Consider the following 20923-nt stretch of genomic DNA (forward strand, 5'->3'; position numbering starts at 1 on the left):
GTAGGTTTATCAATTTCACAAAAAGTTTGCGTACTTTCAGAAATTGTTGGCGGAGGAACCGTTGTAATAATCACATTTACCGCAACTCTTGAAATACTTTCACAACCAGTTTGCGAATCTTTTTGAGCCGCCCAATAATTTGCTCCGTCAATTAATAAATCATTTGCATTTAACGGAGTAGTAGATATTTCGGAATTATACCATTGAATTTCATTACCAGAGGCAGTTAAATCAGAAACAGTTGCGTTATCAATTTCACAAAAAGTTTGCGTTGTTTGATTGATAGTTGGCGGAAGTGTTTTTTGAATAATTACATTAATATTTGCAGTGGCATCTGAACAAATGTTTAAAGTGCTTGAAACAGTGTAAGTATATACACCTTCATTATTAATTCCAGGTTCAAAAGTGCCTAAATATCCGTCACTTAAATTGCTAGGCCCCGACCAATATCCAGTTGTATCTGGATTTCCTTCAAGTAAATCAAATAAGTTTATAGTAACTAAATCTTTTTCACAAACGTTATAATTATTACTTATTCCTGCATTTGGAGTGGTATCTATTAATACCGTAGTACTAACTCTTTCAGTACTTTCACAAGGAAAAGAATTTTGTGATGCCCAATATTGTTTGTTATTTTCTAATGGCACATTAGAATCTAAAGGCACTCCAGAATCTTCACTTGCATACCAACTAATATTAATTCCAGTTGCTCTTAAATCATTTACAGTTGGATTAGGTGGACTGCAAAATGATTGAATTGGAGCAACAATAGGTGGTTCTGGATCTACAATTGTAACCGTTGTTGGTAATCTACCAGAAGTACAACCATTTTCAGTTTGTTGCACCCAATATGTTTGTCCGTTTGATAAGGGTAAATTACTTGGTAATAAATTCCCTCCAAATTGAGCACTATACCATTGTATATTAGTTCCTGTAGCAGATAAAGATCCAATTGTTGGGTTAGCGCTTTTACATTTACCAACAAATATATCTACTCCAGAAGGATAATTTCCGTTAATGGTTACAGTAACAGGAAGTCTTGATACGCTACAACTCCCACCACTTTTATCATCAGCATAATAGGTTCTGCCATTTATTAGTAAAGATGTTGGATTGAGTTGATTTCCACCAGAAGCCGCATCAAACCAAAATATTTCGGTTCCTTGAACTACTAAATCAGAAATTTTTTTATTATCGGTTTTGCAAAATGATTGTGAACTAGCACCAATCGGTGTTGGGTTAATACATTGTGAATAAGATGGTAGTGTGAAAACAAATAATAGCAATAAAACAACTATCGATTTAACTAATGAAAATCTACCTTTTTTCATAGAAATTATTTTTTTGAGATGTTACTTTCAATTCTAAATGCATACTTTTGAAAATGTATATAAATATATAGAAAAAAACCATTTATTTATAATAATAAACTATATATGTGAGATAAGTCACAATTTATTTAGTGGCTGATAAAGAAACATATATTGTTTATGAAGATTTTAATAGATTATTTACATTTGATTTTATAAATTTTATCTAAAATGAATTTACATTTTATAGCAATAGGAGGAAGCGCAATGCATAATTTAGCATTAGAGCTACATGAAAAAGGATATCAAATAACAGGAAGTGACGACACTATTTTTGAGCCATCAAAATCTCGTTTAGAAAAAAAAGGCTTATTACCAAAAGAATTTGGCTGGTTCCCTAATAAAATAAACTTAACTATTGATGCAGTTGTATTGGGAATGCACGCAAAAGCAGATAATCCAGAGTTATTGAAAGCTAAAGAGTTAGGATTGAAAATCTATTCGTATCCTGAGTTTTTGTACGAACAATCTAAAAATAAAACGCGGGTTGTAATTGGAGGTTCACACGGTAAAACAACGATTACATCAATGATTTTACATGTAATGAATTATCATGAAATTAACGTTGATTATATGGTAGGTGCGCAATTAGAAGGTTTTGATACAATGGTTAAATTAACTGAAAAGAATGAATTTATTGTGTTGGAAGGTGATGAGTATTTATCAAGTCCAATAGATTTACGTCCTAAATTTCATTTATACAAACCTAATATTGCGTTGTTAAGCGGTATTGCTTGGGATCATATTAATGTGTTTCCAACCTTTGAAAACTATGTTGAGCAGTTTTCAATATTTACTAATTCACTAACAAATGGTGGAATTATGGTATATAATGAAGAAGATATTGAAGTTAAAAATGTAGTAGAAAAATCAGAAAATTCCATTAAAAAGTATCCATATACAACTCCAGAATATAAAATTGTAAATGGCACAACTTATATTGAAACTCCCGAAGGTGAAATGCCTTTAGAGTTTTTTGGAAAACATAATTTGCAAAATATGGCTGGTGCAAAATGGATTTGTCAACATATGGGTGTTGGTGAAGATGAATTTTATGAAGCTATTGCAAGTTTTAAAGGAGCCAGTAAACGTTTAGAAAAAATTGCAGAAACTACTTCTGCAGTGGTTTATAAAGATTTTGCACATTCACCAAGTAAAGTAGAAGCAACAACAAAAGCCGTTAAAAATCAATATAAAGATAGAAAGGTAATTGCTTGTTTAGAATTACATACGTATAGTAGTTTAAATCCTACATTTTTAAAAGAATATTTTGGAGCTCTAGATAATGCTGATGTTGCAGTTGTTTTTTATTCGCCACATGCATTGGAAATTAAAAAGTTAGCCGCAATAACTGAAAAACAAATAAAGGATGCTTTTCAGCGCAAGGATTTAATTGTGTACACAAATCCAACTGAATTTCAGGAATTTATATTCAATCAAAATTTTGAAAATACCGCTTTATTGTTAATGAGTTCTGGAAATTATGGAGGTTTAGATTTAAATAAGTTTAAAGAAGTTATTTAATGTTTATTCCATTTTTGTTGTAATAAACATAAGTCCTAAACCAATTACTATCGTAATAAGAATATTAGTAATGGTTTTTTTTTCTTGGTAAGCAGTATTTAATTGTGGAAAATCAGGTAAAAATTTAATAGCAATAAAACTATTTCCATTATTTTTTAAAAATACAGGACTTCCAATTTTTTGCCCATTTCCACTATAGGTTTTTCCTTTATAATTAAATTCATAGCTGTACAAATAGGTATATTGGTTAGGTATTGTTTCATTTCTTTCACCTAATTGTTGCCTATAACTTGTTATTTTAGCATTGGTTTCTGTTCCATATAAAACTAACACACTTAAAAAAATACTATAAAGGGTAAAAAGGATACCAACAGATAAAATAAACCATTTTCCTAAGTTATTTTTGTTTTTAGCTTCCATGTAAAATCTAAAAGGCAGTATATCAAAATTATAAATTTTCATTTTAATTCTATTCTTTCTTTTTGAAAATCAACAAACAAGTTGTAAATTTACGTAGCTACTAATTAAAAAATCAATCAAAATTGGATTTTAAACCAAATGTTTATTGATTTTTTTAATTGGATAGTTATGAAAAAAACTTCGCATTATAACAATTATCTTTACCCAATTATTTTATTAATATTCATAGTTTTTTTGTCAGGAACAATGTTTGGACAAATGAATCCATATGAATGGAATAGATTGCCAACCGATTCTGAAATCAATAGTGCTAAACAAAATTTAATTAAAGAATTAACGCAAACAATTAGTGTTAATGGGAAAGTTGTAGACCAGAAAAATGTGAGGCTTTCACCAGTGATAAAATTTCATAACAAACGAAAAGCTGGACAAGTACCTCCTCAAGATATTTCTAGAATGATTGTTTTTGTGGAAGTAACTGGAATAATGGGAAGTAGGTTAGGAGAGTATAATTTATTTCAAAGTAAACAAACAGGTAAATTTGGTTTTGCAAGACACGCAGATGTAACGCCAGGTATGACATTAGATGAAAAGTACGATGATTTTATAGCATATCTTAACTTATATCCAAACAATGACTCTGGACTTGCAAGAGGTTTTGCACCTGCTTTGGGCGGTACAACTACTTCAGTTAACAATAACACTAAAGCTGATGAGAATATTCCAAATGAAGATGATGAAATACCTTGGGAAATTGTTATTGGTGGTTCAATAGCCGCTGCTGTTGCTGCAATAATTAGAAAAATTTTGAAAAAAGGAGCAGCTTCCAAAACTTCAAAATCTGCAAAAAATAAAAAGGAACAAAAAGAGGAAGAGGAGGAAGCACATTATATTTTACAACTTAATAAAAATAGCTTTCAATTAAAACTTAATGAACCAGAAACTATAGAAGTTCAAGTATGGAAAGTTACTGCAAAAGGAGAAAAAAGGTGCTCAGCCAACATACAAATTCAAAACTTTGAAAAAGCACTAAAAATAACTCCAACAACTGGTGTAAATAGTTTACAAGCACAATTAGTACTAGAAAAGCAACCCAAAGAAACAAGTTTTACTATTTTGGTAAACGCTAATGCTGAAGGACATGAATTTCAAAAAGAGGTGACCATTCAACCTTTTGGAGAACTACAAATTGTTGTAGAAACATCTCCAGATAATAAAAGAACGTTAAGGCCAGATACGTTTCAAATTATTACCTGTTACGCTCAAGTTTTAGATGAATTAGGTAAAAATATACCAGATTTAACAGAGAAAATTAAATTTACTCCTAAAAGTGATTGGGTAGATATCTCTCAAAGTATTATTGATGGTGATCGAATTGCCATTAACATTGGTTGCACTAATCCTAATCCTATTTCTGCCGCATCACATCCTCCAAAATCTGTAATTTTAAGTGTAACCATGGATGATGTACCTGATGATGTTGAACCGCTGCAACTTGATGTGGAAATACAATTGTTAGATTGTAATTTAGAAACTGAAATTAATGATGCAACATTTCCTGCAACCGATGAAATTAATGAAATCACTTTTAATGCTTATATAGAAAATGCTGGTGAAGAAATTGGTTGGAATTTTGTGGGAGAATATAAAATAGGTGATGAACCAACAGATCCGTTAACTACTATTTCTATCGATAAAAAAAATGAAACAGAGGTTAATGTAAAATTATCTGGACCACTAATAAAACCTTCAGAAAATGAAACTTTTATTACTAAAACATTGGTGATTTCAGCATTTCAAAATGATGAAAAACCGTTAGAAAGGCATTTAAATATTATTGTTTCTCGTGAAGGTTTATTTATAAAACACGGCGTAAATAAAAATAACGAACTCAATTTTACGGCAGATAAACCTTTTGAGCAAAATTTAGAATTTGCTTTAAATGTGTATGATGAAAACACCAATCAAATAGTTGTAGATAAAGTAAATTTACAAAACTTAGAATTCGAATTTTTAAACGACGAGAAAGAAATTCAAAATTTAGTAACTGTACTACTTCCAAAAATTGAATATGTTGATTTAGTTACCAATATTCCTTATGGAAGATACCATTTTTCTACAAATGCCGAAATTCCTGGAGTTGGTAATATTCTACCAATAAAATACAAAGTAAAAGCACACGTTGCTAATGCAAAAAAACCTGAAATATTTGAAACAATACTCACTGTTAATGTAAAAACTTATGGTATAGGTAAAGAGTTTCCAGATTGGGTAAAAGCTTACGAAGAATGTAAATATGTTATTAATACTTATGTCCCTGCCGGTGAACCTTATCAAAAATTAAATGCTTTATTAGAAAGCAGAAAAATGACTTTGGGAGCCGAAGGTATGATCGAATTGCGAAATCGAATTTGGAAAATAGCATCTAATTTAATTTTGGCAGAAGGCGCTGAAGGCTATAAAAGTGTTGATGCTTGGGCAAGTGCAATTGTCACTACATTAGAATGGGCAGAATGGGCTGGTGATATTGCATTTAGTGTTTTAATGGCATATACAACGGGAGGTTTAGGAGCAACTGCTGGTGGAATGATTAAAGGAGGCTTAATTGATGCGTTACGATTTTATATTTATGAGCCAGATAAAACCTTTGATGATTTTTGGAAAATGCAAACCGATAAGTTTGTACCAATGCTCATGAATATGGCAAAAGGTAGATTATTGTCTATCGAAAATATTGAATTAATTGTTAAAGGTAATAAACCTTTGGCTTGGACAATTTTTGTGAGTTGCGAATTTTTATACAATTTATATCAAACCAAATCTGTAACCGAAGCTGCTAAAATGACTGCGCAAGCAATGGTTGAAGAAGTAATGATTCAAAAATTGACAGCCAAACTTCATCAAGAGGCAATGAATCGAAAAATTGCGTACAAAAGTCCAAAAGAAGTTTTTGATGATATTATGAAAAACACCAAAGTTGAAAATGATGAATTAGTTATAGATCAAAAAAAATTATTAGAGCTTATGCGTGATCCTGAGGCAGTTAGAACTATTAAAAATCATGGCTCACCAAAAATTAAAAGCTTGTTTGAAAAGTCGCGAAATAAAATTTATCAAGAACACGATTTTCATTTAAAACAGTATATAAAAGATACTTATAAAATTCCTCCTGAAGATATTATTATTGATGATTTTAGAACCCCAGGTTCTGATGCAACAAATGTTAATACCGATCGTGATTACAGAGTGCTTAGAAAGGTTACCAAAGCAGATGGAAGTGTTCAGTATATTGAATTACAACGCACTAACTGGATTGATAAATCATACGATATTTTTGGAAATATTACAGGAAAGCCAAATGGTATTGATAGTGTGGAATGGGCAGAAAAACATCAACAGCGCGGAACCGATAGGTTTGATGCAGAAGCTTGTTCAGATTATTCAGATCATACCTATAACAAACAAACGGGTGAAGTTGAAGTGCTCGATTCAAATATAAAAAGAGTAAAAGAAGGTAAATCAACATTAGTAAATGCTGAAGAAATGGGTGAAATGTATAAAACTAAAGTTGAAAATGCCGTAAAAAATGGTACAATTCCAGAAGCTTATGCGCAATTACAAAAATCAATTAAAACGTTAGAAAATGTAAGAGAAGGTTATAAAAATCAAAATTTAGAGATTCCAGAATTAGATTCGAAACTAAAAATTGCTATGGGCTATGCAAAAAGTGTAAAAACAGATGTTTCGGATATTAAAAACCCTATGAATGTTAAAAATATGGAAAAACAAATTAAAAATATGTCTGGGTATGATCTTAAAAAACTAACAAATGATATTAACAAAAGTTTTAAAGATTTAAAAATACACGATAAAGGTTCACCAAAATAACAGTAAAAACCAACAGCTATGTCATTTTGCAGTAATTGTGGTCAAAAATTAGCAACGCAAATTAAGTTTTGCCCTGCTTGTGGCACAAAAATTTCAGGTGTTATTTCGGGTATAACTTCAAGCCAACACCTTAAAGAATATCAAGAAAAAATGTATAAAAACACTGTAATTTCTTTAAAAAATGAGGGGCAAAAAATTATTGAAAATAAGGCGAAAGAAGCATTTTCATCATTTGCTAAACACAAGTTTAAAACTTCAGAAAGCACACAACCAATTGCAGAAGTTTTTAAACCTGCCAAAACTTTTAATAATGAAGTAAATAAACCTGTTTCATCAGCATCCAAAATAAATAAATGGACTTGGATTTATATTGTAATAAATGCGCTGTTGGTTTATTTTGGAAATCAATTAGAAGAGGTAGTTGGTGTATTGTTCTTTTCATTTTTTATTTTGTTAATAGTTTTTATCAGAAGAAAAAAAGAAAAACCATACAATTGGTTGGTTAAAATTATACTAGTTGTACAACTCATTTTTTTAATTGCATTGGTTGCAGATAGATTAGAAAATATTACAGCTATTACAATTTTATTAATGGGATTATTAATAACGAATTTAATGTTATTGTTTAATGGAAATAAATCGTAAAATATGATGTCAATATATTGTCCAAATTGTGGAGCTATACTTACTAAAGGAACAAAATTTTGCACCAATTGTGGTGCCTCCATGCAGGTTATTAGTAGTGAAAATGATGTTAAAAAAAATAATGAGGTAAATCTTGTTGAAGAAAGTTTAAATCAGCCAAATAAAGGCAAAAGGTTGTTGATTGCGCTCTTGGTAATGGTAGTTTTAACAATTGTTTTTTTTATCGGTAAATCATTTTTTAAAGATGTTGTGCCCACAGAAAAACCATTTTCTGTTGAAGAGCAATTAGGTAAACTTGAAGGAAAATGGTACGATCCAACAGATGCTGTTTTAGGAGATAAAGACGTGATTATTAATTTTAATAGAAAAGAAGATGTTGTAATAGCAAAAGATGAAAAGGGATTGTTTGAAGCTAAAATAACACCTTTTGGGGCAAATAATTACCAAGCAATAACAAAATTACAAGGTGTAGAAGGAGATTTTGAATTGCATTTTTATGAAGAAGAAGATAAATTGGTGTTTTTTAGCACATTAACTAAAAGTAGCTGGTATTTAATAAAGAATAATTAAAAATAATTGATATGAAATTTTGTACAAATTGTGGTGCTAAATTAAGTGAAGAAACAAAGTTTTGTACCAATTGCGGTGCTAAAATTTTAGATGTAAATAATGAAAATAACACTGGAGAAGAAAAGGAGCAAACAAAAGTTTCAGAACTTCCAAATGATTTAACTTTAACTGAATTAAAGAAACTAAATAATGCAATTACACTTAAAAACAATCAAACAGGTATTGTTAAAAAAGCAATATATTCAGCAATCTTTTTTGGATTAGTAATATTGGTTGCCATTATGGGTTTTGATGCGTTACCAATTCATCCATCAATAGTAATGATTTCAATTTTCTTTTTATTAATGTCTTTGGTAATAGCTTTTATGTTTAGAAGCAGAGAAAAAAAATTACAATCGTTAATTTCTGGAGAAAATTTAATTGCAGCTTGGACTTTAACTGATAATGAAAAACACAATTACGTAAATTTTTTATATAGTAATGAAAAATCAAAAAATATTGGTTTACTGATAGTTATTTCTGTTTTAGCTATAGTGATTTTTGGCATATTTATTTTGGTGATAGATGAAGGTAAATTATTTATGTTTTTAGCTTTAATAGGTTTGTTAGTTTTTGTTTCCTTTTTTGCTTTTGGAATGCCTTATTATTATAGAAATCGAAATTTAAAAAACGATGGAAAAATTTTAATAGGAAAGAATTTTGCTTACATCAATGGGTTTTTTCATAATTGGGATTTTCCATTATCAGGCATAAAAAAAGTTAAAGTGATAAAAGAGCCTTTTTATGGTTTATATATAAAATATTATTATACTGATAGAACTTTTACAAACACAGAAGAATTGAATATTCCTGCTTCGGAATGGATAGATTTATCTCTGCTTGTAGCGGCGTTAAACAAAAAATAATTTTAAAATAAATAAAAATGGCTTATTCACTAAAAATTCACGATCCTAGATTTGATAAGTATTTAAAAAATACCAAAGATTATAGATTTCAGTTTGGTTTTGCTTTGGCAATTATAGCCATTGTAGCATTTTATATATATGGTGAAGTAAGTGATGAAATGGACAATCCTGAAGCCCTGTACATTGGTTTAGGAATTGGTGGCATGTTTTTTATAATTGGTATTTATGCTGCGTTATCCATAAAGAAAGAAGCAACTTGGGATGGGGAAGTAGTAGAAAAAGAAATTATTGAAAAAGAAAAAAGCATCGATTTTGTGGTGTATGTAGAAGATCAAAAACATCAAAAACATGAAATTAGATCAGAGAATGATGCTACTTTGTATAATTATTATAAAATTGGTGAAAAGGTTCGTTATCACGGCAAATTAAAATCTTATGAGAAATTTGATAAATCAAATGATGCTATTATTTTTTGCAATGCCTGTGCTTTTATGCACGAGATTGATGAACACATTTGTAGAAATTGTGGCTGTCCGTTATTAAAATAAATTTATGATTTTAATTTTTTCTCCAGAAGAATGGCGTTAATAAAATTAAAACAGTAAATAATTCAAGTCTTCCTATTAGCATTAAAAATGAACAAAACCATTTAGCTGGTATGGTTAAATGTGCAAAATTATCAACCGGACTAACTGAGCCTACTGCAGGACCAATATTTCCTAAAGATGATGCGGCAGCTCCCATTGCAGATAAAAAATCTAATCCAAAAAAAGTTAGTAAAAGACTGCTTACAATAAAAATAAGCATATACAATACAAAGAATGATAATATGTTGTAAATGATGGTTTTAGGAACACTTCCTCCATCGTAACGAACCGGAATTATAGCGTTTGGATGCAGTAATTTTTTAAATTCATAAAAACTACTTTTTATCATAATTATATGACGTACAACTTTAATTCCACCACTGGTAGATCCTGCTGAACCACCAATAAAAAAGAGTGAAAAAATAATGGCTGTAACCATAGAGTTCCACATTGTGAAATCTGCAGATACAAAACCAGTTGTTGTTAAAACTGAAACTACAGAAAAAGCAGCATGCCTAAACGCATTTTCTGTTTCTCCCCAAGTGTAAGCGTGTTGCAAACTAGTTTGTAAACTGGAATCCTGATAATTTACAATTAAGTAAGTAATTAAAAGTGTAACTCCAATTGTTCCAAAAAAGTAATATTTAAATTCTTCGCTTTTAAAAACTTTTCTAATTTTTCCTTTTAATGCAAAATAGGTAAGTACAAAATTTGCACCTGCAATAAACATAAAAATTATGATAATGTATTGAATGATAGGAAAAGAATCATAATGTGCAATACTTGCATTTTTTGTTGAAAATCCTCCAGTACTCATAGTTGCCATAGCGTGGTTAATGGCATCAAACCAAGTCATACCAGCAATTTTTAGTAGAAAAAACTCAGTAAATGTTAATATAAAATAGATTAACCAAAGTCTTTTAGCGGTTTCTGTAATTCTTGGATGCATTTTATCGGCAGAAGGTCCTGGAGCTTCCGCCATAAATAACTGCATACCACCAATTCCTAACAATGGTAAAATGGCAACTGTTAAAACAATAATTCCCATACCGCCAATCCAATGAGTTGCACTTCGCCAAAATAAAATACCTTTTGGCATGGATTCAATATCGGTTAAAATGGAAGAGCCAGTGGTGGAATATCCTGAAAGTGTTTCAAAAAAAGCATTGGTATAAATTGGAATAGCATTGGTAAAAACATAAGGTAACGTTCCTGTTACTGTTAGCATTAACCATCCTAAAGTAACAATTAAATAACCTTCTTTTTTACCAAGATTTTTTTTAGCGTTTCTGTTAAAAAACCATAAAATAAAACCAATAGCAATGGTTGTAAGTCCAGCTTGTAGAATTCCCCATTTTTCAGTTTCACCATAATACATGCTAAAAGGAACTGCAAATAACATAAATGTTCCATTTAACATTGAAGTTAAACCTAAAAAACTGATAATGATTTTGAAATTAAGTCCTCTCATAAATTAGTTAAACAACTTTTCAACTTTATGAATAGCTTCAGGTAAACAAAATACTACCGCTTTGTCTCCTGCTAAAATTTGGAAATCACCAAAGGTCATATGTGCAATACCATTTCTAATGACACCGCCAAACACAGCTTTTTTTGTGATGTTTATATCTCTTACCAATTTTTTTGTAACTGGTGAATTTTCTTTTACTCTAAATTCTAAAACTTCAGCATCAACATTGTGTAAGTTGGCTAATTTTAATACATCGCCTTTTCTAACATGTTTAAAAATAGCACTTGCAGCGAGTAGTTTTTTATTAATAAGGGTATCAATTCCAATAGTTTGTGAAATGTTGATGTAGTCCATATTTTCAACCAAAGCAATTGTTTTTTTTACACCTTTAGATTTTGCTACCAAACACGACATGATATTTGTTTCAGAATTACCAGTAACTGCCACAAAAGCATCCATTTCAGAAATATTTTCCTCTTCTAAAAGTTCCACATTTCTTCCGTCACCTTTAATAATTAGGGCATTTGGTAATTTTTCAGCAACTTCTTTGGCGCGTATTTTATTAATTTCTATTAATTTAATGTTGAATTTATTATCACATAAACTTCTAGCAGCTTTTACACCAATTTTACCACCACCTAAAATCATTACATCCTTAACTCCAAACTGAGTTTTACCCATTAATTTGTATAGTTTTTTAATGCTTTCTTTTGGTGCAGAAAAGTAAATTTGATCGTCAGCTCTGTAAATTGTATTTCCTCTTGGAATAATTGTTTCGTCAGAGTTTTCAGGTTTTATAGCTATGGTTATAAAATCAATATCTGAAAATTTTTCTCTGGCTTGTTGTACCGTTAAGTTTATAAGTGGTGAATTATAATCAAGTGTGCTTCCTAAAATATTTAAGGTACCATTTTCAAATTGAATGGTATCATTAAACGCAGATTGATTGAGCAGCATTTTAATTTCATCTGCAGCTAATTCACCAGGAGATATCATATTGTCAATACCCAATTGAACAAAATCAATTTCAGAATTTTGTGTAAATTCATGATTTGATATTCTGGCAATTGTTTTTTTAGCGCCTAATTTTTTTGCTAAAACAGCAATGGTAAAATTGGTGTTTTGAGACTCTGTTACGGCCAAAAAAATATCGGCTTTATCAATATTTATTTCTTTTAAAAGTTTTATGGAAGTGGCATCGCCACGTTTGGTAATTACATCAATATGGTTAGTTGCGTACTCTAATTTTTCAGCATCAGTATCAACCAAGTATATATCTTGTGACTCAAAAGAAAGCAGTTTTGCTAAATGAAAACCGACATCTCCAGCACCAGCAATTATAATTTTCATATATTGAATATTTGCCACAAAGATATTACTCTTATCTTTGATAAAAAAATTTGCGTATGAGATATGAAAATAATTCACTATCAATTAAATACTGGGCTGAAGATGATAGACCACGAGAAAAATTGGTATTAAAAGGAAAAACAGCATTGTCTGATGCTGAGTTAGTTGCAATTTTAATAGGTTCAGGCAGTAAAAATGAAAGTGCTGTAAACCTTTCAAAACGGATTTTAGCATCTATTGATAATAATTTAAACAGTTTAGGGAAATTAACTGTTGAAGATTTGAAAAAGTTTAAAGGAATTGGTGAAGCGAAAGCAATAAGTATAATAACAGCGTTAGAATTAGGTAGAAGAAGAAGATTGGAAGCAGCCTTAGAATTACCTAAAATTAATAGCAGTAAAGCAGTATTTAATATTATGCAACCCATTATTGGTGAATTAAATCATGAAGAATTTTGGGTGATTTATTTAAACAATTCCAATAAAGTATTGTATAAAGAGCAATTAAGTAAAGGAGGTTTAACAGGTACTTTGGTTGATGTACGATTGGTATATAAAAAAGCATTAGATTTATACGCAACAGCTATTATTTTATGCCATAACCATCCATCTGGAAAATTAGCACCAAGTGTTGCCGATAAATCAATAACTCAAAAGTTAAAGTTAGCAGGAGAAACCTTAGATATAAAAATATTAGATCATTTAATTGTGACTGAAAATGCTTATTTTAGCTTTGCTGATGAAAATATTTTGTAGTAATTAAAATACATTTGCAAATTATGAGTTTTAAAAAGGTTTTAAAACAAATCACCAACAGCTGATAACCATGCTTTTAGTTTATACACATAAAATTACACCACGTCTCAATTATATTTTTAAACACATTTTTGTCAGAATATTACAAATTCCAGTAAGTTTCACAACTAAAGTGGAAGAGTTTGTGGTACATAATGGGCCTAAAATTACTTATGCAAAATCACCTTTAGGTTCAGAGTTTTTTATTAGAAGCAATGATATTTTATTTGAACAAGGTATTAATGATATTGATATAAAAGTTTTAAATTGGGATGAGGTTCCTTGTTTTTTTCCAGCTGGAGAATTTTCATCCATTCCGTTTGATATTTTTGCAGCTAGTTTTTACTTAATTAGCAGATACGAAGAATATTTACCGCATGTAAGAGACATTCATGAACGTTTTCCGTTTAATGAAAGCATTGCATTTAAAAATGGGTTTTTAGAAAAACCTGTAGTGGATATTTGGGCATTTAAATTTTTAGAAACTTTAAAAGAAAAATTTCCAAATTACACATATAAAGAAAGAGAATTTACAATGATTTCTACCATTGATGTAGATATTGCATTTTCATATAAAAACAAAGGTATTTTAAGAACATTTGGAGGCTTTTTTAAAGATTTTGTACAATTTAGATTTGTAAATATTTGGTATAGATTGTTAACCATTTTAAATTTAAAAAAGGATCCGTACAATACGTTTTCTGAAATTTTAAAAATTAAAAAAGAACTTAAATTAACAACACTTTTTTTCTTTTTAGTTGGAGATTATACAACGTTTGATAAAAATATTTCCTCATCAAATAATAAATACAGATCCTTAGTAAAATCTGTTGCAGATTATGCTAAAATTGGTTTGCACCCTTCATATTATTCACATAAAGATGCTGCGCTTTTAAAGAAAGAAAAATTACGATTAGAAAATATTATCAATACTCCAGTAACATTTTCAAGACAGCATTATTTACGTTTAAATATTCCGGAAACGTATCAAAATTTAATTGATTTAGATTTTGAAGAAGATTATACAATGGGTTATGCAAGAACCGTTGGTTTTAGAGCAAGTACGTGTACGCCTTTTTATTTTTATGACCTAGATTTTGAAATTCAAACACCCTTAAAATTATATGCATTTGCATTTATGGATGGCACATTAAAAGACCATTTAAAATTAACAAATGAAGAAAGTTTAGCTAAAATTTTAGCATTAAAAGATGAAGTTAAAAAGGTAAACGGAACTTTTATAAGTTTGTTTCATAATAATTCATTGAGTGAAAATGATGAATGGAAAGGGTGGAGTACTATTTATAAACAAATGTTGAGTTAATTTTTTGATGATTCGTTATTTAAAAAACAATGAAATTGATTTAAAAAAATACGATGCCTGTATACAAACTGCTTTAAATTCCAGAATATACGCATTTAGTTGGTATTTAAATTGCGTTGCCGATAACTGGGATGTTTTAGTTTTAAACGATTATGAAGCAGTAATGCCATTACCTTGGCGACAAAAATATTTTATAAAATATATTTATCCACCAGCTTGGACTCAGCAATTAGGCGTTTTTTCAAAGGCTGAGGTACATGAAACACTTATTGCGGAGTTTGTAAATTCTATTCCTAAAAAGTTTAAAAAAATTACCATTCAGTTTAATTCTCAAAACAATGTGAGTTTCATAAAAACTGAAAAGAGAATCAATTATGTATTGGATTTGAATAAGCCTTATGAAACACTTCTTAAAAGTTTTAGGAAGGATAGAAAATATCGTCTAAACCAAATTAAAAATAAAAATTTTATAGTTAAAAATACTACAATTGATGAGCTTATTTTGCTTGGAAAATTACATTATTCTTATTTAAAAATAGAAGATAAAAGTTACCAAAATTTAAAAAGTCTTTCAGAACTTATTTTAACAAAAGGCACTGGTTTTTTATTAGGCGTTTATGATGTAAATAATGAGTTTTTAGGAGGTTCTATGTTTTTAAAAGATCACAAGAGGTTAACCTATTTGTACTCCGTTGCTACTGAAATGGGAAAACAAAATCACGTAATTAGTTTAGTTTTATCTCACGTACTTAAAGAGTTTTCTTTAAGTAATTATGTGTTAGATTTTGAAGGATCAATGATTAAAGGAATAGCAAGTTTTTATAAAAGTTTTGGAGCAATTCCAGAAACGTATCTTCAGTTTAATAGATTTCGTTTGTAATTAAAAATAACTATTTTTTTGCTAGTGATTGATGATATAATTTTGAAAAACGTTCACAAATTGTTGCTTTACTAAAATGATTTACAACATAATTGTGCATTTCGTGTTTACTAGCTAATTCATATTTTTTGTTATAAATATTGAGTAACTCAATAAATAGTTGGTTTTCATCTTTTGAATTAATTAATTTTCCAAAATTATTAGGAAAAAATTCTTTAATTCCTCCAACATTTGTAGAAATTACAGGCAAACCACAAGAAAAGGCCTCTAAAATTACACAAGGTAAATTTTCATAATTACTAAATAATACAAATACATCTGCTTTATTTAAATATATTGGTATTTCATTATGAGGTATTTCATTTGTTATTTTATAATTGGCAATGCCTAAATTCTTAATTTTATCAATATATAAATTGGACTTATTTCCTATTAAATGTAGTTTTAAATTAGGAATGTGTTTTTGTAACTTTCCAATTGTATCAAGAATTCCTGATACATTTTTAGCTTCATCTCTCATATGAGAAATATGTATGATTTCAAAATGATCACTGCTAGCATCATTAGAAATATTAAAAATAGAGGTATCAACAACATTAGGAATTGGGTAATAGTTTCCTAACAAACCAAATTGTACCATGTTATTTTTTAAATTATCAGAAACAGGACATACAAAAGATGCATTTTTTATAATAATTTTAGTAACTAACTTTTCTAAATATTTAATTGATTTATTATTTGGGTATAAATATCCTGTCCAATGTTCTGTAATTATAAACGGGATTTTTTTAAACCATTTTAAATACAATGCAATAATTCCTTTTGGGAATGAAATATTTAAATGAACAACATCTACATTATCAACAGTTTTAATACTCTTTAAATATGCTTTTAAAAATGTATAAAATTTAAAAATTAAGTTCCCATATTTTGGTACATAAATAATAGTTGTTTGAACATTATTTTCTTTATAATTTTCAATTTCAGCTTTGTTTACTAACCTATCATTGGTAATTACGTGTATTGCGTAAACATTGTGTTTTGTTGCAACAGCTTCGGCATGTCTTTTAACAAAATCGCCATTTTGTGGTGATATTTTTGTAGGATACCATCCAGAAATAAATAAAACATTTAATTTTTTATTCAAATTCCAATAAATTAGTGCTTAATCTTCTGTAAAGTTAGGAGAATATCTTTATATATTTTTTTAAATAAAAGTATTTATTCTTCGTTAATATATTTTAGCTTCGCATTTCAAAACTAAAATTTGAAATAATTTTTTAAAAAGTAAATGGCGCTCAATAAAAAAGTAAATGTTATTGTTTTAACCTATAATCAAGAGGGAATTATTACACAAACAATAGAGAGTATTGTTAGCCAAGAAACTGCATTTAATTTTGATATTATAATTGGAGAGGATGGTAGTACAGATAGCACCTTAAATATTATTTTAAACCTTCAAAAAAAATACTCAAATAAAATTAGAATTATTTCTTCAAATAGAAACAGAGGAATGTACGCTAATTTTTTAAATTGTATAAAGCAATTAGATGCTGAGTTTATTGCAATTTGTGATGGTGATGATTATTGGGTTGATTCGAAAAAATTACAAAAGCAGATTGATTTTTTGGATAAAAATAAAGATTTTAGTTTGGTTGGAACTTTATGTAAATACCTAGATGTAGCAACTAATAAATTTAAAGAGCCTAATGTTTTTAATGAAAAGTATAGAGAATATACATTTCAAGAAATTTTATCAAAAAACCCTTTTACTACATCAACAGTAGTTTACAGAAAATTTTTGTTAGATGATTTTTTAAAATTTTACAACCAAAATAATAATCACTTAAATAGTTTTTTAGATTATACATTATGGATATATTTTTCATATAAATCCAAATGTGCTATTTTAAATAATATAACTACTGTATACAGACTTTCGCCAACTAATTTTTCTCAAAATCCAGCATTAATTAAGCGTTGGGAATTTCAATTGTATTTTTACAATCAATTTAAATTTTATATTGCTGCACTACCAAAAATCAGTCAAATAACAATTAATAAAGCCACTTATTGTAAAGCAAAACAATTGTATATATTAGCGCTTTATAATTCTGATGATGCTATTTTAGCAGAGTTTGAAGCTGTATTTTTAAAGCAAAGAGATTATGTAAGGTACTTTTTATTGAAATTTTCAAGAACCTTTCCGCAGATTATAATTTTAGCTAAAAACTATGAAAAACTTATAATAAAGATTAATTTTAAAAAATGAACAACATCAAACACATATTTTTTGATTTAGATCACACACTGTGGGATTTTGAAACCAATTCAGATATTGCCTTTGCAGCCATTTTTAAAAAATATGGCGTAAATACCAGTTTAGATAAATTTTTAAATTATTACCGTAATATCAACGAAAATTACTGGAAATTATACCGAGAAGAACGTATTACTAAAGAAGAATTACGAATTGGAAGATTAAGAGATGCTTTTGCTAAAATTAAATACCAAGTAGATATGGATTTAATTGACAATTTATCGGTTGATTATATTGAGTACCTTCCCAAAAACAATCAACTTTTTGATGGTACGTTTGAAATTTTAGAGCATTTAAAACCAAATTATAAAATGCACATTATTACCAATGGTTTTAATGAAGTGCAATTTAAAAAAATTGAAAATTCGGGTTTAACTAAATATTTTGATAAAACTATTACCTCAGAAGAAGCTGGTGTAAAAAAACCAAACCCAATTATTTTTCAATACGCTTTACAACAAACCAATGCATTACCATCAGAATCTATTATGATTGGAGACAATTGGGAAGCTGATATTATGGGAGCAAAAAATGTTGGATTTGATGTAATTTATTGTAATTTTAATGCAAAACCTGTTAGTGAAAATATAAAATCAGTATCAAAATTAATAGAAATAAAACAATACTTATAATATGAAAAAAACTTTCTTTATTGTAACGCTTATGCTGGTTTTTACAACCATAAGTTTTGCACAAAAAAACAATATTAATGGTTACAAATACATTCTTGTACCTAATCAATATGAATTTCAAAAAAGTAAAGACGCCTATCAAGTAAATTCATTAACCAAATTTTTATTTAACAGAGCAGGTTTCACTGTTTTTATGACTGATGATAAAATACCAGCTGAAATGGCAAATAATGCTTGTATGGCTCTAAAAGCTATTGTAGTTAATAATTCTGGTTTATTAAGTACCAAAATGCAAATAAAACTTGTTGACTGTTATAACAATATTGTATACTTAACTGATGAAGTTTCTTCGCGTGAAAAAGATTATAAAAAAGCATACCATGAAGCTATTAGAGAAGCTTTTGAAGAAATTGAAAATTTAAATTATAGTTATCAATCTGCCACTCCTGTAAAAGAGGAATTAAAAACAGTTGAAAAAGAACTTCAAAAACCCATTGTAAAAGAAGTAGTTGAAGCTATTGATAATATTCAAGAAGTAAAAATAATTGAAGAAAAAAAGCTAGTTGAAGAAAAGTTGGAAAAGGCCAAAGTTGAAGATAAAATTGAAAAGAAGAAAAAAACAATAAAACCGCTTCAAGAAGAAATTAAAGAAATTGAAATAAAACCAATACTTACCATTGAAGGTAATTATGAAGTAGAGAAGTGGGGTAGCTGTAAAATTTCAAAATCAGAAGAAGGCTACGCATTTACAGCTGGTGATGAAAACTTTGAGTTTGCTGTAGTATATCCAACTTCCAAATCAACAATTTTTATTATTAAATATGCGGCGTATAAACAACCTCAAATGTTAGAGTTAAGCGCAGATGGTAATTTAAAAGTTGATAGTCCAACAGGAATAAAAACATATAAAAGAGTGCGTTAGTAATTGTATTTACTTTTCCACAATTTTTTTAAAAACTCACGAATACTATATTCTCTGGCATTATTTCCAGGTTCATATAGTTTCGTGTTTTTTATTTCATCTGGTAAAAATTCTTGTTCGGCAAAGTTATTCTCATAACTGTGTGCATATTTATAATCTTTGCCATAATCTAATTCTTTCATTAATTTGGTAGGTGCATTTCTTAAATGTAACGGAACCGATAAATCGCCCGTTTCACGAACCAAAGCTTGCGCTTTTCCAATAGCTTCATAACTAGCATTACTTTTTGCTGAAGTTGCTAAATACACTGCGCATTGACTCAAAATTATTCTTGATTCAGGCCAACCAATGGTATTTACTGCCTGAAACGTATTGTTTGCCATAATCAAGGCTGTTGGATTGGCATTTCCAATATCTTCACTAGCTAAAATAAGCAAACGTCTTGCAATAAATTTAGCATCTTCACCGCCTTCAATCATACGTGCTAACCAATATACAGCCCCATTGGGATCGCTTCCTCTAATCGATTTTATAAAGGCAGAAATTATATCATAATGTTGCTCGCCGGTTTTATCATACAACACCGTATTTTTCTGAATTTTAGAAAGCACCATTTCATTGGTAATTGCAATGGGCTCATCTTCGCTATTTACAACCAATTCAAAAATGTTCAACAATTTACGCGCATCACCACCTGATATGCGCAATAAAGCTTCTGTTTCCTCAATTTTAATATTTTTTTTAGCAATAAACGCATCAGTTTTTATAGCGCGTTCTAACAATGCTTCTAAATCAGATTTACTAAACGAATTTAAAATATACACTTGGCAACGAGATAGGAGTGCGGGTATAACCTCAAAACTTGGGTTTTCGGTAGTTGCACCAATTAAAGTAACCCAGCCTTTTTCAACAGCACCCAATAATGAATCTTGTTGAGATTTGCTAAATCTATGAATCTCATCAATAAATAGAATAGGATTTTTGGTTGTAAATAAACCGCCACTTTGTTTTGCTTTATCAATAACATCGCGCACATCTTTAACACCTGAATTAATAGCACTTAAACTATAAAACGGACGTTTAGATTCCTGCGCAATAATATTAGCCAAGGTAGTTTTGCCAATTCCAGGAGGTCCCCAAAGAATTAAAGATGGAATAATACCGCGTTTAATATGTTGCGTTAACGCACCATTTTTACCAACTAAATGTTGTTGACTAATATAGTCTTCTAAACATTTTGGTCTAATACGTTCTGCTAATGGTTCATTCATACTGTAAAAATAATAATAAAAATGCTTTGGGCGTTACACTGCATTACATT

General features: G+C 29.1%; 18 protein-coding genes. 12 read left to right on the top strand and 6 right to left on the bottom strand.

Annotated elements, in window-relative coordinates:
• Positions 1-1331: Ig-like domain-containing protein (locus BM335_RS15740; RefSeq protein ID WP_177219190.1), on the bottom strand; the 1331-nt coding region annotated here is incomplete at its 3' end.
• A gap of 210 nt (positions 1332-1541) precedes the next feature.
• On the opposite strand from BM335_RS15740, the gene BM335_RS10105 reads away from it, so the two are divergent.
• Positions 1542-2894 (top strand): UDP-N-acetylmuramate--L-alanine ligase, encoded by a 1353-nt coding sequence (locus BM335_RS10105; RefSeq protein WP_090226493.1) that lies wholly within the window; start codon positions 1542-1544, stop codon positions 2892-2894.
• Between the two features lie 3 nt (positions 2895-2897).
• Here the strand turns inward: BM335_RS10105 and BM335_RS10110 are convergent, their stop codons facing one another.
• Positions 2898-3356 carry a hypothetical protein gene (locus tag BM335_RS10110; protein ID WP_090226496.1) on the bottom strand — a complete coding sequence of 153 codons (459 nt, stop codon included), beginning with the start codon at positions 3354-3356 and terminating at the stop codon, positions 2898-2900.
• A 126-nt stretch (positions 3357-3482) separates the two neighbouring features.
• Between BM335_RS10110 and BM335_RS10115 the strand changes: the two genes are divergently transcribed.
• The 5 genes from BM335_RS10115 to BM335_RS10135 are packed head-to-tail and all read left to right on the top strand — an operon-like array spanning position 3483 to position 9870.
• Positions 3483-7202, top strand: a complete 3720-nt coding sequence (locus tag BM335_RS10115) for a hypothetical protein (RefSeq protein WP_143102412.1) — start codon at positions 3483-3485, stop codon at positions 7200-7202.
• A gap of 18 nt (positions 7203-7220) precedes the next feature.
• Positions 7221-7847, top strand: coding sequence for a zinc ribbon domain-containing protein (locus BM335_RS10120; RefSeq protein ID WP_090226503.1), 627 nt, complete (start codon positions 7221-7223; stop codon positions 7845-7847).
• 3 nt (positions 7848-7850) lie between these two features.
• Positions 7851-8417 (top strand): zinc-ribbon domain-containing protein, encoded by a 567-nt coding sequence (locus BM335_RS10125; RefSeq protein ID WP_090226506.1) that lies wholly within the window; start codon positions 7851-7853, stop codon positions 8415-8417.
• 11 nt (positions 8418-8428) lie between these two features.
• Positions 8429-9322 (top strand): zinc ribbon domain-containing protein, encoded by an 894-nt coding sequence (locus tag BM335_RS15835; RefSeq protein ID WP_090226509.1) that lies wholly within the window; start codon positions 8429-8431, stop codon positions 9320-9322.
• Positions 9323-9339: 17 nt separating this feature from the next.
• A complete protein-coding gene (locus tag BM335_RS10135; RefSeq protein ID WP_090226512.1) occupies positions 9340-9870 on the top strand; it encodes a hypothetical protein in 531 nt (176 codons plus the stop codon).
• A 10-nt stretch (positions 9871-9880) separates the two neighbouring features.
• Here BM335_RS10135 and BM335_RS10140 read toward each other — a convergent pair whose 3' ends face one another.
• Both BM335_RS10140 and trkA read right to left on the bottom strand, forming a co-directional pair.
• Positions 9881-11380, bottom strand: a complete 1500-nt coding sequence (locus BM335_RS10140; protein WP_090226517.1) for a TrkH family potassium uptake protein — start codon at positions 11378-11380, stop codon at positions 9881-9883.
• Between the two features lie 3 nt (positions 11381-11383).
• Complete coding sequence (gene trkA, locus BM335_RS10145) at positions 11384-12730, bottom strand: Trk system potassium transporter TrkA (protein ID WP_090226520.1); 1347 nt, start codon at positions 12728-12730, stop codon at positions 11384-11386.
• Positions 12731-12786: 56 nt separating this feature from the next.
• On the opposite strand from trkA, the gene radC reads away from it, so the two are divergent.
• The 3 genes from radC to BM335_RS10160 all read left to right on the top strand — a co-directional run bounded on the left by radC (position 12787) and on the right by BM335_RS10160 (position 15728).
• On the top strand, positions 12787-13485 hold the full coding sequence (gene radC, locus BM335_RS10150; RefSeq protein WP_090226528.1) for a RadC family protein: 699 nt from the start codon (positions 12787-12789) through the stop codon (positions 13483-13485).
• A 70-nt stretch (positions 13486-13555) separates the two neighbouring features.
• A complete protein-coding gene (locus tag BM335_RS10155; RefSeq protein WP_090226532.1) occupies positions 13556-14848 on the top strand; it encodes a polysaccharide deacetylase family protein in 1293 nt (430 codons plus the stop codon).
• A gap of 7 nt (positions 14849-14855) precedes the next feature.
• Positions 14856-15728 (top strand): hypothetical protein, encoded by an 873-nt coding sequence (locus tag BM335_RS10160; RefSeq protein WP_090226536.1) that lies wholly within the window; start codon positions 14856-14858, stop codon positions 15726-15728.
• A 10-nt stretch (positions 15729-15738) separates the two neighbouring features.
• Here the strand turns inward: BM335_RS10160 and BM335_RS10165 are convergent, their stop codons facing one another.
• Complete coding sequence (locus tag BM335_RS10165; protein WP_090226540.1) at positions 15739-16875, bottom strand: glycosyltransferase; 1137 nt, start codon at positions 16873-16875, stop codon at positions 15739-15741.
• 144 nt (positions 16876-17019) lie between these two features.
• Here BM335_RS10165 and BM335_RS10170 point away from each other — a divergent pair, with 144 nt between their 5' ends.
• From BM335_RS10170 to BM335_RS10180, 3 genes are read left to right on the top strand one after another with little or no spacing between them, the layout of a single operon-like run.
• On the top strand, positions 17020-18000 hold the full coding sequence (locus BM335_RS10170; RefSeq protein ID WP_090226544.1) for a glycosyltransferase: 981 nt from the start codon (positions 17020-17022) through the stop codon (positions 17998-18000).
• The gene (locus BM335_RS10175) at positions 17997-18680 is read left to right on the top strand and encodes a YjjG family noncanonical pyrimidine nucleotidase (RefSeq protein ID WP_090226548.1); all 684 of its coding nucleotides are present in this window, start codon (positions 17997-17999) and stop codon (positions 18678-18680) included. Before BM335_RS10170 ends, BM335_RS10175 begins: the two co-directional genes overlap by 4 nt.
• 1 nt (position 18681) lies before the next feature.
• On the top strand, positions 18682-19602 hold the full coding sequence (locus tag BM335_RS10180) for a hypothetical protein (RefSeq protein ID WP_090226553.1): 921 nt from the start codon (positions 18682-18684) through the stop codon (positions 19600-19602).
• On the opposite strand, the gene BM335_RS10185 is transcribed toward BM335_RS10180, so the two are convergent.
• Positions 19599-20873 carry a replication-associated recombination protein A gene (locus BM335_RS10185; protein ID WP_090226556.1) on the bottom strand — a complete coding sequence of 425 codons (1275 nt, stop codon included), beginning with the start codon at positions 20871-20873 and terminating at the stop codon, positions 19599-19601. The two genes, BM335_RS10180 and BM335_RS10185, sit on opposite strands and share 4 nt — an antisense overlap.
• Positions 20874-20923 lie beyond the last annotated feature (50 nt).

The sequence above is a fragment of the Lutibacter maritimus genome, assembly GCF_900116115.1.
Taxonomy (GTDB): Bacteria; Bacteroidota; Bacteroidia; order Flavobacteriales; family Flavobacteriaceae; genus Lutibacter; species Lutibacter maritimus.